The sequence below is a fragment of the Alkalinema sp. FACHB-956 genome, from assembly GCF_014697025.1.
Taxonomy (GTDB): domain Bacteria; phylum Cyanobacteriota; class Cyanobacteriia; order Leptolyngbyales; family Leptolyngbyaceae; genus Alkalinema.
In genome coordinates this window covers 114,872-128,387 of sequence record NZ_JACJRC010000016.1, presented here as the reverse complement: position 1 = coordinate 128,387, position 13,516 = coordinate 114,872, and the positions used below count along the sequence as shown (strand labels likewise).

At 51.2% G+C, this 13,516-nt stretch carries 12 protein-coding genes; 7 read left to right on the top strand and 5 right to left on the bottom strand.

The annotated features are described in order from the left end of the window. Window positions 1-837: 837 nt before the first annotated feature. Both H6G21_RS16905 and H6G21_RS16900 read left to right on the top strand, forming a co-directional pair. Window positions 838-1,770 (top strand): S-layer homology domain-containing protein, encoded by a 933-nt coding sequence (locus H6G21_RS16905; RefSeq protein WP_190574595.1) that lies wholly within the window; start codon window positions 838-840, stop codon window positions 1,768-1,770. 528 nt (window positions 1,771-2,298) lie between these two features. Beyond that, complete coding sequence (locus tag H6G21_RS16900) at window positions 2,299-4,497, top strand: phosphoketolase (protein WP_190574594.1); 2,199 nt, start codon at window positions 2,299-2,301, stop codon at window positions 4,495-4,497. Window positions 4,498-4,776: 279 nt separating this feature from the next. Here the strand turns inward: H6G21_RS16900 and H6G21_RS25435 are convergent, their stop codons facing one another. Beyond that, window positions 4,777-5,016 carry a HepT-like ribonuclease domain-containing protein gene (locus H6G21_RS25435; RefSeq protein ID WP_199307280.1) on the bottom strand — a complete coding sequence of 80 codons (240 nt, stop codon included), beginning with the start codon at window positions 5,014-5,016 and terminating at the stop codon, window positions 4,777-4,779. Window positions 5,017-5,617: 601 nt separating this feature from the next. Here H6G21_RS25435 and H6G21_RS16890 point away from each other — a divergent pair. Continuing rightward, the gene (locus tag H6G21_RS16890) at window positions 5,618-6,637 is read left to right on the top strand and encodes a methyltransferase domain-containing protein (protein ID WP_190574593.1); all 1,020 of its coding nucleotides are present in this window, start codon (window positions 5,618-5,620) and stop codon (window positions 6,635-6,637) included. Window positions 6,638-6,964: 327 nt separating this feature from the next. Here H6G21_RS16890 and H6G21_RS16885 read toward each other — a convergent pair whose 3' ends face one another. Next, window positions 6,965-7,165 (bottom strand): hypothetical protein, encoded by a 201-nt coding sequence (locus tag H6G21_RS16885; protein WP_190574592.1) that lies wholly within the window; start codon window positions 7,163-7,165, stop codon window positions 6,965-6,967. 150 nt (window positions 7,166-7,315) lie between these two features. Beyond that, a complete protein-coding gene (locus tag H6G21_RS16880; protein WP_190574591.1) occupies window positions 7,316-7,921 on the bottom strand; it encodes a Uma2 family endonuclease in 606 nt (201 codons plus the stop codon). Here H6G21_RS16880 and H6G21_RS16875 point away from each other — a divergent pair. Further along, on the top strand, window positions 7,920-8,171 hold the full coding sequence (locus H6G21_RS16875; protein WP_190574590.1) for a hypothetical protein: 252 nt from the start codon (window positions 7,920-7,922) through the stop codon (window positions 8,169-8,171). The two genes, H6G21_RS16880 and H6G21_RS16875, sit on opposite strands and share 2 nt — an antisense overlap. Here the strand turns inward: H6G21_RS16875 and H6G21_RS16870 are convergent. Both H6G21_RS16870 and H6G21_RS16865 read right to left on the bottom strand, forming a co-directional pair. Continuing rightward, window positions 8,125-9,003 (bottom strand): metal ABC transporter permease, encoded by an 879-nt coding sequence (locus H6G21_RS16870; protein WP_190574589.1) that lies wholly within the window; start codon window positions 9,001-9,003, stop codon window positions 8,125-8,127. The genes H6G21_RS16875 and H6G21_RS16870 overlap by 47 nt on opposite strands. A 33-nt stretch (window positions 9,004-9,036) precedes the next feature. Then, window positions 9,037-9,741, bottom strand: a complete 705-nt coding sequence (locus H6G21_RS16865) for a metal ABC transporter ATP-binding protein (RefSeq protein WP_347278036.1) — start codon at window positions 9,739-9,741, stop codon at window positions 9,037-9,039. A 429-nt stretch (window positions 9,742-10,170) separates the two neighbouring features. On the opposite strand from H6G21_RS16865, the gene H6G21_RS16860 reads away from it, so the two are divergent. The 3 genes from H6G21_RS16860 (at window position 10,171) to leuB (ending at window position 13,434) form a co-directional block, all read left to right on the top strand. Next, entirely contained in the window at window positions 10,171-11,241 is a 1,071-nt protein-coding gene (locus tag H6G21_RS16860; protein WP_242041891.1) for a zinc ABC transporter substrate-binding protein, read from the top strand. A 591-nt stretch (window positions 11,242-11,832) separates the two neighbouring features. Then, a complete protein-coding gene (locus H6G21_RS16855) occupies window positions 11,833-12,168 on the top strand; it encodes a hypothetical protein (protein ID WP_190574587.1) in 336 nt (111 codons plus the stop codon). Window positions 12,169-12,351: 183 nt separating this feature from the next. After that, the gene (gene leuB / locus H6G21_RS16850) at window positions 12,352-13,434 is read left to right on the top strand and encodes a 3-isopropylmalate dehydrogenase (RefSeq protein WP_190574613.1); all 1,083 of its coding nucleotides are present in this window, start codon (window positions 12,352-12,354) and stop codon (window positions 13,432-13,434) included. The last annotated feature ends 82 nt before the right edge of the window (window positions 13,435-13,516 follow it).

Sequence of the window (13,516 nt, the reverse complement as noted above, 5' to 3'; positions counted from 1 at the left end):
CCCCCTAGCCCCCCTTAAAAAGGGGGGAATTTAGTCAAATTCTTTCAAAGTCCCCCTTTTTAAGGGGGATTTAGGGGGATCGTCATGGGTTGCAATCACAGGTTGATTTGGTATTAAGCTGCCAGGTGTCTGCTACAAAGCATTCGACGAAGATTGAATGTCTGTCGTTTGTAAGTTGCCATAGAGAAAGAGATCAGTTGAGCGTCATGGATGGACTGTTGCTGAGATTGCATCTGTTCAAGGGTAGTGCCCTGTCATCTTATTATCCCTTATTTATTTCCAAACAAGTCTCATATTGTCTCTTTGAGAATTTTAATTCTTATGGGCCTGGTTGTGCATAAACCATGAACCCACTCGGTATAGGGAAAGGGTTCAGATCAAATTGCAGAAAATCAAGTTTGTTGGTGACCAACATAGTCGATTACAAGATCGAGATATTACACTGCAATACAATATTCATTCAGGTAAACCACTAGCTATCAATAACCAAACCGCAGATGTTATCTCCACCCTACCTCCCAAAAACACATAGAAGAAGTAGCCTTAAGTCTTAATACAGAATTTCAAGTAGTGATTTGTCCAGAACAAAATAGTAAGTCAAAGTTTATATCGGAACACCATAGTCACCTCATTCGTCAAATCGCCCAGCACACAGTAATGCGCCTACTAGATCATACAAAAGTTAATGCAATCGCCTTCAACCCTGATAATCGGAGATTAGCTTACAAAGATGATGATGTATATATATGGTGCTTAGATCGATTATCACACTAACCGATGTAATCGAAGATATTACTCAACTCAATCTACGAAGATCTCAATCGGAGGTTAACTAAAATGCAATCTGTGTTATCGATTCAAATGGCTATGATTCTGGTAAGTCTGACTGGGCTAATGGCTTGTACAGGGCGTAAACCGATGTCGCAAGTGCCCTCAGTACCCGTTAGCAGCAGTGCAGAAATTCCGGCAAGTACTGGCGAATCCCCTAATTCACCCAGCAATCCGTTGCCTGCTCCGACAGCATCTGCGAGTCCGCAAAATAGTCCGACACCCATTCGTTTCAGCGATATTGATAACCATCCTGCCGCGCCATCAATTCTTGATTTAGCTCAGCTCAATGTCTTTGAGCCAGCGTCTAGTGGTCAATTTCAGCCAGATCAACCCATTACTCGTGGGGAGTTTGTCCGCTGGTTAGTCCGATCTCACAATGCTATTGTACAAACCAATCCCGCCACGCACCCACAGACGATTCAACTCGCCCGCACTGCAACCGCTACCTTTCCTGATGTTGCCGCGACCCATACAAATTTCCCTTACATTCAGGGATTAGTTGATGCGGGTTTTGTTGCGGGTTACACCGATAGTCAATTCAAGCCGGACGACCCACTCACCCGCGAGCAAATGGTTGCGATTAAGGTCGGTTTTGATAAGCCTGCATCCTTACTCGATCGGTTAAAACTCGTCGAAAAGCATAAGAATACGGCCCAAAAAGACTTTTGGGTAATGGAGCCAATCGCCAAACGCTGGGGCTGGACAGACTACCAGCAAGTTTCCGAAAAGTATGCTGCCGCGATCGTGGTTGAAAGCCAGAACCCAGCAAAATGTCTTGAACGAACCTACGGCAAAACTCGTTTGTTTAAGCCTCAAACAGTAGTTAGTCGTGGGGAAGCGGCAATTTGTCTGGCGGTTACTAGTGTTAAAGGGCGACCCTTGAGTGCCGCGATCGCGGTGCAAAATTTGGGCAGTCAGCCACCGCAGCGGCGTAACTGATCAGTTTATCTTACCGAAAAGCCCTTTGATGGCAGTTTTTAGCCAGTCGGACAGGCTTGTTCCCCCAAACGCGAGGGCAATTGGTATCGGGATGATTCACCCATTCCAGCAACCGACGTAAGAGACTTCCAAATAAATAAAACACCGGGCATTCTAGAAGGAATGGAGCAGACTGATGGCATCATTTGCCCAGACTGGTAGTCCTATTTCTCAAAGGATGAAGAATAATCAGACTTTGTCGAAAGCTTTGTAGCAGACACCTGTCAGCTTAAGATTATTTTTCTCCATCCTTTACGTCAGGGCACTACTGTCGATCGAAAAGGTTGTCGATTGCATGTGTTCCGATTTCCCTAAATCCCCCTCTAGGCCACTGCGATCGACCATTGGCCTAGCATCAAGTCTTCCAACTGCCTACCATAGGTTTCTCTGAAGGCAACGATTAGAAACCCCAAGGAACAAAGGCAAAATTTTGTTAAGTAAGGTGTGTACCATGGTGTATTGACTCTTTTGAAGCATTAGGTACCCACCATGACCGCAACCTCCGCTTCGATGCCCGCATTCTGTGAAGGCATTCAGTACTTTGGTCAGCAGCCCCAAGGGTTCGATCAGTACGGCAAGACCCCGGCGATCGCCCCAGGATCCAAGGCCGTCGATTCCACCGATCCCGCCGCTGCCTACCAAACCCTGCTCTATGCCGATGCACTGCGGTATCTCATCCTCCAGATGACGGGCAGCAAAGCATCAGGGCACCCCGGCGGATTTGCCAGCCAAGCCGAAGCCTATGCCGCCTTGGTCATGTTGGGCCATAAGAACTTTGTCACCGAAGTTGGTCACCATGCCCCCGGTTTCTACTCCGCCATGTTCCTGGACAAGTCCCTAGAAGACATGGGCATCCAAACTGTGCAAAATCTGCGCGATCGCTTCCGGGAACGCCACGGATTACTGGGGCACCTCTCCGGCCAAATTCCCGGCTTGCTGGCTCCGGCGGGGCCGCTGGGTCAGGGACAACACTTTGCCATGGCCGGGGCGTTTCTCCATCCCGGCGTCCTGTTCCCCTGCACGATCGGCGATGGCGGCCTGGGCGAACCCTACATCATGAGCGCGATCGCCCACTTCAACACCGCCTACCCCACGGTCACCAACTTCCTACCCATCCTGGTCTGGAACGGCTATTCCCAGGAACACCACAGCATGGTGTCGCTGAAGTCTAACCAAGCCATGACGGACTACTGGGCAGCCCATGGGTTTGCAGAAGTCATCCTAGTGGATGCAAAGGACTTCGACGACCAAAACCAGCCGGGAGACTACGTCGATAGCACGCTGTTCTCCTTTGAGCAGCGGTTGGCCTTTGGGCAGGCAATCCTGGCCGCAGCGGATAAAGCGGCTCAATCGGCCCTCGGCGGCAAGCTGACGGTGCTGATCATCAAGCAACTCAAAGGTGCAGGCGTCCATGCGCGGGGCGCGAAATCCCACAACCTCTACGCCCACCACACCCTAGACAATCCTGACATCGTCGCTGGGATGCAGTCCTGTGCCCTGTCGCCGGAAGCCTGGGATCTCGTGCGCACCAACTGCGAACGGGCAGGCGGTGGCCCCGCTAGCAAAACGGTGGTGACTGAGTTTGTTCGGCCTTTACCTGAACTAGGCCAATTGCCCTTGGAAGAATACGCGATCGGCGGCGATGCCAAGGTTTCCACGACGGTGATGGGGCAACTGGTGGGCTATGTGGGTCAGCAGGATGGCGCATTTGTCGTCACCAATGCCGATGGCAACGAAGCTTCGGGGATGGCCAATATCAACCAAACCCTGAAAATTATTCACCCCACGGAAGATCCGCTGTACAACCAGCACCCCGGTGGTCAGGTCTATGAACCGTTGAATGAAGATGCTTGCGCAGGTCTAGCGGCGGGTCTGGCCCTGTTTGGCGGACGCAGCCTTTGGTGTTCCTACGAATCCTTCGCGATCAACGGTCTTCCCATCTGGCAAACCGTGACCCAGGCCATGGCGGAACTGCGTCGCCCCACCCCTTCCACAATTACGCTGTTTACCGCAGGGGCGCTGGAACAGGGTCGCAACGGTTGGACGCACCAACGCCCGGAGGTGGAAGCCTATTTCGCTGCCATGATGCGCAATGGGAATGTGTTTCCCGTCTTCCCACCGGATGCTAACAGTATCCAAGTCTGTTACGACTGGGCCTTGGGCACTTCGAACAAAGGGATCGTGATTACTGCTAGCAAATCTCCGTTGCCAATTCGGACAACGTTTTCCCAAACGCGGGAAGGATTGGAAAAGGGTGGCGTTGTTCTACACGAAAGTGATGGCAGTAAGAAGGTTGTCTTTGCTGTGGTGGGTGACATGACACTCAACCCGGTATATACCGCTGCACAACAGTTGGAAGCCCAGGGGTACGGGGTGCGCATCGTCTCAGTGATTAATCCCCGTCGTCTCTATCGGCCTACGGATGTTCTGTGGGATACCACGTCGGAACCCGATGGGACTTTCTTGGATGATGCCGGGTTCGATGCCTTGTTTGGTGGGGATGCGTTGATTGGTGTGACGGGTGGCCCTGCCAATATGCTGGAACCAATTATGCTGCGGAGTGGCGTGAAGCGGGATGTCGTCTCCTGGAAGCGTGGGGAAACCACGGCTTCTGCGGGCGAGTTAATGGCGCTGAATGGCATTACGGCGGAAACGTTGGTGACTCGATCGATCCAGTTAGCAGGTTAAGGCACAGCGGGTCAAAACGGAGGTTCGATCGAACCTCTTAAATGATATCAACACGAAGTCCCTAGGAGTTACCTGGTGGTTGCCCTAGGGGCTTTGTGTGGTGTATCCACTGATTCACGGCTATTGCAGTGACGGAGGCCATGATAACCCTGGCTGAAATAGAGGACGATTGCGGGTATTTGCCCCATTTGTATTTGATCATGCACTCTGCCACGGACTGCCAGTTTTGAAGCGGCTTGGTCAGACGATTGGGCAAGGGCCATCATTTATAACAGTCATTTATAACAAAGGTTGAATGAGGCTGATTAATTCTGGAATATCTTGGCAAATTGCGTCCCATATAACCTCTGTATCCACCTGATCGTATTGATGAATTAGGATATTTCGCATTCCGATAACATCTTTCCGTTGAAAGTCATTCCGCAAAACTGAGCCAAATAGGGCAAATTCTGTGATCCGCCAGCGATCGCAGAGTTCTTTAATTTGGGCGATCGATAGGTCAACATTTCTAACAATCATAATCTCCTCCCCTAAGCAATATCCCAACAATTTTCAATACTCATAGCTACGTTGTGTAAAACACGCATGATGCAACAATGGGGACATAAGCAAATAACAAGCAAAGTACCATCAACAATCAGATTGGATGACTTATATCATTATGCATTATGCATCTAGGTCGCCATCTTGGTACTCCGCTATCGTATCTTCCAGACTCCCAAAGCCGCTTCAATTCTTCAACTCAAGGGGAGCACAGGGTCGATCGCGGCTTCTAAACCCAAAATCAGCGAGTGCTAAAATTAATTGCATCACCTATTCTGTTCGATCGATGAGCTCTAATCTTCTCTGTTTGATGCCGATTGCAATGACTGAGGCTATGACAACGCTAACTGAAGCACAGCGACGATTGAATCTATTGAATCTGTCGCGAACGGAAGACGGGGGCTTTTCCTGGACTGGCAGACTCAGTTGCCGGAACTGTGTTTTAGAACTCACAGGGTTTTCACATCCCGTTTGCTAAGACTTGGCATTTGAGAAGATAGCTTGAATAGCTACCCATCCAGAGTCATTATATTCTTCAGCGTTTGCAGCTATTTTCCGCACCCAGACATTTTACGTGATGAAAATTTCTTTCTTGACACTTCTCTACGGCACCACCTACACGATCGCGTTCTTCCTGGGGCTACTCGGTCTTGGACTCGCGCTATACCTACTCTTTCCTCGCAAATATCAATCCGCCGATTCCGTCGCCAATTCCTACGATGACTGGACGAATGACGGCATTTTGGAATTCTACTGGGGCGAGCACATTCACCTGGGTCACTATGGAACGCCCCCCCGCAAAAAGGATTTCCTCAAAGCCAAGGAAGACTTTGTGCATGAAATGGTGCGATGGGGTGGCCTCGATCGCTTGCCGCACGGAACGACGGTCTTGGACGTGGGCTGTGGCATTGGGGGCAGCAGTCGCATTCTGGCACGGGACTATGGTTTTGCGGTCACCGGGATCACCATCAGTCCGCAGCAAGTCAAACGCGCCCAAGAATTGACTCCGCCAGGGGTGAATGCAACCTTTCAAGTGGATGATGCGCTGGCCCTCTCGTTTCCCGAGGGGAGTTTTGATGTGGTCTGGTCGATCGAAGCAGGGCCGCACATGCCCGACAAAGCCCAGTTTGCTAAAGAGTTGCTGCGGGTGTTGAAGCCGGGTGGAATTCTTGTTGTGGCGGACTGGAATCAACGGGACGATCGGCAAAAGCCCTTAAATTTTTGGGAAAAGCCCGTCATGCAACAACTTCTAGACCAATGGGCTCATCCAGCCTTTGCCAGCATTGAGGGATTCGCGGAATGCCTCGAAGCAACGGAATGGGTCGCTGGGGAAGTGGTAACTGCCGACTGGACGCAACCTACCCTTCCCTCTTGGTTGGATTCCATTTGGCAGGGTATTGTTCGACCGGCAGGCTTGGTGCGCTTTGGGTTCTCGGGTTTGGTCAAATCGGTACGGGAAATTCCCACAATTCTGTTGATGCGACTGGCTTTTGGCACTGGACTGTGCCGTTTTGGAATGTTTCGGGCCATTCGGGGAACGACTCCTACCGATCGTCAGGCTGCCATGACCCAGCAAGCGGCGATCGCGACGCCTTAGGAAATCGCGACGCCTTAGGAAATCAGAGTCTTACGGGCGATCGGAGTCAATGGCGATCATGGTTGGGCTGGTTGGCATCTTGCTGACTGGCCACAGCCCCCGATACTGTATGAGGAGGCATCTGCAAAGAGTTGTTTCATACAGGTCTTTTGGGAATGCCGTAGATGTAGTGATCATGTTGTTCAGCACCATCTTGAGGAAGTTGGGCGATTTCATCCGCAGTCATATCAGAGGTGATGTCAAGGATGATTGACTCTAGTTGGGTATATGGAGATAGCCAGGTTTCTAGTAAGGGCTAGGACTGATGACGATATTCCTTAAATTGGGTTATTTCATTAAACGATCGCGTAAGCGAATCAAATCAGGATGGTTGTTTGTTGCGGTGATTGCTCGATCGTAATAGTTCAATGCTTCTTGTTGCCGATTTAATCTGATTAAGGCATAGGTCAGATCTCGTGTTACAACCTTTAACCCATAGATGCTGCCAAGTTTTTCGTCAATGGCAAACGCTTGGCTAAATTCAGCCACAGCTGCTTCCAATTGCCTAGAGTGCATTAAGACCTGACCCCAGGCAGTCCGACTAGCACTACTGGGTCAATCAGCGATATGAGTTTGGATAGAGATTCTTCCCCGAGGCCATGATTGAACTACTTCCCATCTAATTTGGGCTTCCTGTGGCTAGTAAACGGGTGGCAGCAGATCACTGAGGGTAAGGGTGAGATGAGGAAATTCCAGGGGAGAAACCTCGTTAGGTTCGGTAAGAATCAGATGGCTGGTATAGCTGGTGGCAGTTGGGTTGCGGAAGATGTGAAGTTGGCGATTTTTCAGGTCTAGCACCCAGTATTCAGGAATGCCTGCTTGAGCATAGAGTTTATCTTTAATTTCGCAGTCCTGTTTCAGGGTAGAGTCAGCCACTTCAACCACCAGCAAGACATCCCTAGGGCAAGGATGATGATCTGCGTAATCCAAAATATTGCCCTTCACGATCGCAAGATCCGGTTCTGGCTCAGAAAAATCATCCAGTTGAATCGGGTCTTGCGTCCGAATTAACGCAGTGCTGCCCAGCAAATCCCGCAGGGTATTCGCCAGCAGGTGTAGTGAAGTCACATGGGCCGTTCCTTTAGCTACCATCAGCGTAATGTGTCCAGCAATAAGTTCCGTCCGTTCGTTAGGGGCGAGAATGCCCACCTCACTCATGCGGTGGTAGTCTTGCACCGTCCACCGTTTGAGGACAGTGGGTTCCAACGGAAAAGAGTGGCTGGGGAGAGTGTTCGATAGAGTCATGGTGGGTGGGGTGGGGCGTGGCCAGGAGACGCAGCAAGAATTGCCCTTCAAGTTCGATCTCGCCCGTTGGCATACACAGTTGGTATACACAGTTGGTATACACAATACTATAGGCGATCGACTATTCTTCACGGACACAGGTCCTCCAGCAGCGATCGCCTGCTGCATCTTGAAACAGGCCAGTAACTTTCAGGAAAAAGCCGTTAAGAAGCTTCTGGGGGCGGTACCTGCCGATCGCGCCATTGGCTGACCAAAATACCGTGGCGCGGACTAAATAACATCGCCAATAGGAAAAAGCCCGAAATCACCAACACGATCGCAGCACCCGACGGCAAGTTAAAGAAATAACTAAGATACATGCCGCTAACGCTTGCAATTACCGCTAACACTGCCCCCACCACCATGACCTGGTGCAATCGTGGCGCTAATAGGTAAGCCGTCGCACCCGGTGTAATCAGCAACGAGAGTACCAGCACCACGCCCACCGCCTTCATACTGGCCACGATCGTCAGCGCAATCAAGACCATCAGCCCAAAATTCAACCACTGCACCGGAAGGCCCGTCGCCTGCGCCGAGAGCGGATCAAAGGTATAGAACAACAACTCTTTGTAAAGCGCAATGACTAAAACAATCACGATCGCAGCAATGATCGCCGTATCCCGAACATCCTGCTGGGTCACTTGAAGAATATTGCCAAACAGAAAGTGATTTAAGTCAATCTTATTATTTTTTTGAATTACCGTAATTAACGTGATTCCCAAGGCAAAAAAGGAAGATAAGACAATGCCCATCGCAGCGTCTTCCTTAATTGGCGATCGCGTCCGAATCCAGGTAATGGCGACCGTACTGAGGATTCCTGCAATAAAGGCTCCGACAAATAAATTGGTTCCCGTCATAAACGCGATCGCCAACCCTGGCAGAACGGAATGGCTAATGGCATCGCCTAGGAGCGCCAACCGTTGCACCATGAGGTAACTGCCCACCAACGCACAGATCACCCCCACCAAAACCGCCACAATCAGCGATCGCTGCATAAAGCTATATTGCAGCGGTTCTACCAATGCATTTAATAAGTCCAACATCACAGCGCACTCTAACAGGGAAACTACGCGACACTAGGCAGCTTGGGGTAAGTGGAAAAAACTGCCATAGGCTTGGTGTAAATTCTCCGGCGTCATAACCGTAGCCCGATCGCCCTGGGCAATGAGACGACGATTCAGTAACAGCAATTCATCAAAATGATTCAATGACGCGCCCAAATCATGGTGCACCACCAAAATCGTTTTCCCTTCCTGGGTTAATTCCCGCAGCAAATCAAAAATAACGGTTTGCGTCCTTTGGTCAACCCCTACAAATGGTTCATCCAGGAGAAATAAATCCGCCTGCTGGGTCATCGCCCGTGCTAGAAACACCCGCTGTTGCTGCCCACCGGACAATTCCCCGATCGAGCGATCGCGATAATCCGCCATGCCCAAGCGCTCCAATGCTTCCATGGCAATCCGACGACTCGGCGCACTGATCGGACTGAGCCACCCCGCCGATCGAACCCGCCCCATCAAAACCACATCCCACACCGTCGCTGGATAGGCCCAATCAATCTGACTGCGTTGCGGCACATAGGCCACGCGATGGCGCTGCTGCTGAAACGGTTGCCCATCGTAAAACACCTGCCCGGACACCGTAGGCGTCAGCCCCAAAATCCCCTTCATCAAGGTGCTTTTTCCTGCACCATTGGCTCCCAAAATGCCCAGCATCTTGCCCGCATCCAGCCCAAAACTCACCTGTTCCAGTGCCAGCACACTGCGGTAGCGCACGGTCATATTGTCCACCCGCAAAATTTCCTGGGGTCGATCGCTGGGTTGAGATCCCGATCGATCGCGCTGCTGCTCAGATAAGTGGCGGCCTGGGGCTCCCGGCGATCGACCCGGTAAACCAACCAAGGATTGACGAGCATTTTGGCTAGAGAGACGGCTGGAGGGAATCTGGAACCAAGGAAGGGACAGCATAGGAGTTGATGGAGGGATTGAGTGTGAGGAATTGAGTGTGAGGAATTGAAGGCGCACCATCCAGGCCGAGGGAGCAGAGCCCAGGATGTCAACTAGCGCAAAGTCAACTAGCGAAAAGTCAACCAGCGAAAAGTTAACTAGCGAAAAAATGAAAGGATTATGAAAACCTAATTCCAATGTAGCGCAAAAAATGAAAGGATTATGAAAAGTTCTTATCACTAGTTCCCTACGGTTCCCATCCCTATGGCTGCACGTTTTTCTCTCCGGCTTAAGCTGCGTACCCTGGATTCGGCCTCCCGGATTTCGACAAGGCTTCAACGATCGCAGCCTGCCCGATTTCAGCCTGCTCGATTTCAGCCTGCCCAATGGAGCAGGCGAGCCATGTTAGGGGCGATCGGAGGTGTGCTGGCGATCGGATTGGGCAGTTGTCAACTACCTGGATCCTCTCCCCAGGGAACCCGTAAACCCCGCGTGGTCGCAACGAGTACAATTTTGGCGGATCTCACCCACCGCATTGGCAAAGATGATATTGACCTGCAAGGAATTTTGAAACCGGGGGATGATCCCCACACCTACGAGCCCATTCCCCAGGACACCGTCACGCTGGAAAAAGCCGATTTGGTGCTGTATAACGGCTACAACTTGGAACCGGGACTCATTCGTCTGATGCAGGCCAATGCCCTCAACGCCAAAAAAATTCCCGTGGGCGAAGTTATCACGCCCCTCAAATTAGACAAAGAAGGGGAGCTTGTGCCCGATCCCCACGTTTGGGGCAATGCCAAAAATGCCATGCGTATGGTCGAAGTGATTCGCGATGAACTCATCAATCTACAACCCCAAAACCGCGATCGCTTTACCCAAAACGCCCAAGCTTTGATAACTGAGCTGCAACGCCTCGATCGCTGGATTGCTGAGCAAATCCAAACCCTACCACCGGAACGACGCAAACTGGTGACTACCCACGATGCGTTTCAATACTACGCCCAAGCCTACGGTTTAACGGTCGTCGGCACCCTCATCGGCATCAGTACCGAAGAACAACCCAGCGCCCAAACCGTCAAGCAATTGGTTCAAACCATTCGATCGACGGGCGTTCCAACCATTTTTGCGGAAACGGCGATTAATCCCGCATTGATTGAAACCGTTGCTGAAGAAGCCAAAGTGAAACTGGCGGAACAACCCTTATTTGCAGATTCGATCGGTGTTCCCGGAAACGCAGGCGATTCCTACGTGGAAATGCTAGTTGTCAACACTCGATTAATTGTCGAAGGATTGGGGGGAACCGTGCAGGACTTTACGACAGATACTCCCTAGGGTAGACTTCCCAAGATTTGTAAAGATGCTCTAATTTAGTGTGTTCCAATACACGGAAGTTAATAGTATTGGGACAGATGGTAATGGCAACAATTACAGCATTGGCACCCATTACAACCCTTTGCTTCACTCACTGGCTTGACTCGTTCCATTCAGCAAAAAAGACAACAGATCCCGATCGCTTAAGCTTAAGCGGCAAATAATCAACTTCCCCGTTCCACGATCGGGGTGCCATAGTATCTCCCGCTAGGTTCTGGGCTGGTGTATTGCCATGCTGAGCCACGGCTGAGCCACTCCGGTCATCCGCAACTGTTGTCCTAGGAGTTTTGTCCTGCTGATTGCGGCAGCTTCTCAGATCACTTCTCAATTTTTTCTCTTTTTTGCTAATTATTTGCTAATTATTGGTTGCCAATTACATGACTGCAATTTATTAGATTCAATCACTGCCCTTATCCTCAATCAATGGGTGATGGCGGCCCATGGCGATCCCCCTCCCGATCCCTGAATCATCTTAAGCCGAGGGGCATTTAGACCCATCTGACGATCGACGGGATCTACGAATAAATTGCATCTACCTTTGGAGTTCTGAGCATGTTGATCTTGACCACAGAGCAATTAGAAAGTCAAAAAATCCCCTATCGCGGTAAATCCCGCTTGGAATTTGGGGGACAGGTGTTTCACCGGGGCGAGACCTTTTCAAGACGGGTATATTCCGTGGCGATGAATCTCTGTCGCGAAAGTCAAGCCCAAGGGGTTGATTGTCTACTGGTTGAGCATGAGGAACACGTGACTATTTGGCGGGAGGTGGATAGCCCCCGCAAGTCAGTTCCCGTGGACACCCGTTTGGATTCTTTCATCTTCAATGAACCCACCGTTGCGAAAACCGAAAATCCCAAACCCGTAAAGTGGTTCTCTAAACGATCGTAACGATCGGACTGACAGGGCACCCGATCGGGTGCTCTCTTCGCTGTCCTTGTTCCGCAGCACCGCTACACCCTCTCAATATTTGCCTCCCAGTTTTGAGTGCTCATGGGTTAAATCGATTGCTTCTAGGATCCCTTTTCCTCTAAGGTGAAGGACGGAAAATTTGCGACGGATCTGCGAAGGACAATCATGGCAAGCTACCGCATTACACTGCTTCCTGGAGATGGCATTGGCCCTGAAATTATGGCGGTCACCGTTCAGGTACTAAAGCGCATTGGCGAAAAGTTTAATCTTGCGTTTGAGTTTCAGGAAGCACTTGTGGGGGGAGCCGCCATTGACGCGACGGGAGAGCCGCTCCCCGCAGCGACCTTAGAAACCTGTAAACAAAGTGATTCTGTCCTGCTGGCTGCGATCGGTGGCTACAAGTGGGATACGTTACCTCGTCACCAGCGCCCAGAAACGGGGTTATTAGCACTGCGGGCAGGCTTAGGGTTATTTGCTAACCTGCGTCCGGCCACGATTCTGCCCCAATTGGTGGATGCGTCCAGCCTCAAGCGGGAAATTGTAGAAGGCGTGGACATCATGGTGGTCCGGGAACTGACGGGCGGCATTTACTTTGGGCAACCGCGCGGCGTCGTGGAAACGGAAACGGGGGAAAAGCGTGGGTTTAACACCATGGTCTACAGCGAATCGGAAATCGATCGCATCGGTCGGGTGGCCTTTGAAACCGCCCAAAAACGCCGCAAAAAGCTATGTTCCGTAGACAAGGCTAATGTGCTGGAAGTGTCGCAACTGTGGCGCGATCGCATCACCGCTCTGGCAGCGGAGTATGCCGACGTAGAACTGACCCACATGTACGTGGACAATGCGGCCATGCAGTTGGTGCGCAATCCCAAGCAATTTGACACGATCGTGACGGGCAATCTGTTTGGCGATATTCTCTCCGATGCAGCGGCCATGCTGACGGGCAGTATTGGGATGTTGCCCTCCGCCAGCCTCAGTTCCGCCCGACCGGGCTTGTACGAACCTGTACATGGATCGGCTCCCGACATTGCCGGACAGGATAAAGCGAACCCCCTCGCCCAAATCCTCAGTGCGGCGATGATGTTGCGTTATGACCTGAATGAAGCCGCAGCGGCGGAAGCGATCGAACAAGCCGTGGTGACCGTTCTCGATCAGGGATATCGCACCGGAGACATCATGTCAGAAGGGATGATCGCGGTAGGCTGCAAAGGCATGGGCGAGGCGATCCTAGCGGCGATCGGATAGCTTCTCGTTGCGATCGGGCATTGCGGGGTGATCGCTCACTGACCGAATCTCAACCGATCAGGACAGGCTCCGTAAATGCCAC

Excerpts from the sequence above, each read along its gene's own strand:
- H6G21_RS16890 (WP_190574593.1), top strand. The coding sequence starts at position 5,618 with ATGAAAATTTCTTTCTTGACACTTCTCTACGGCACCACCTACACGATC.
- H6G21_RS16900 (WP_190574594.1), top strand. The coding sequence starts at position 2,299 with ATGACCGCAACCTCCGCTTCGATGCCCGCATTCTGTGAAGGCATTCAG.
- H6G21_RS16865 (WP_347278036.1), bottom strand. The coding sequence starts at position 9,741 with ATGACCGTGCGCTACCGCAGTGTGCTGGCACTGGAACAGGTGAGTTTT.
- H6G21_RS16905 (WP_190574595.1), top strand. The coding sequence starts at position 838 with ATGCAATCTGTGTTATCGATTCAAATGGCTATGATTCTGGTAAGTCTG.
- H6G21_RS16855 (WP_190574587.1), top strand. The coding sequence starts at position 11,833 with ATGTTGATCTTGACCACAGAGCAATTAGAAAGTCAAAAAATCCCCTAT.
- H6G21_RS25435 (WP_199307280.1), bottom strand. The coding sequence starts at position 5,016 with ATGATTGTTAGAAATGTTGACCTATCGATCGCCCAAATTAAAGAACTC.
- H6G21_RS16870 (WP_190574589.1), bottom strand. The coding sequence starts at position 9,003 with ATGTTGGACTTATTAAATGCATTGGTAGAACCGCTGCAATATAGCTTT.
- H6G21_RS16860 (WP_242041891.1), top strand. The coding sequence starts at position 10,171 with ATGGCTGCACGTTTTTCTCTCCGGCTTAAGCTGCGTACCCTGGATTCG.
- H6G21_RS16875 (WP_190574590.1), top strand. The coding sequence starts at position 7,920 with ATGGTGGGTGGGGTGGGGCGTGGCCAGGAGACGCAGCAAGAATTGCCC.
- H6G21_RS16880 (WP_190574591.1), bottom strand. The coding sequence starts at position 7,921 with ATGACTCTATCGAACACTCTCCCCAGCCACTCTTTTCCGTTGGAACCC.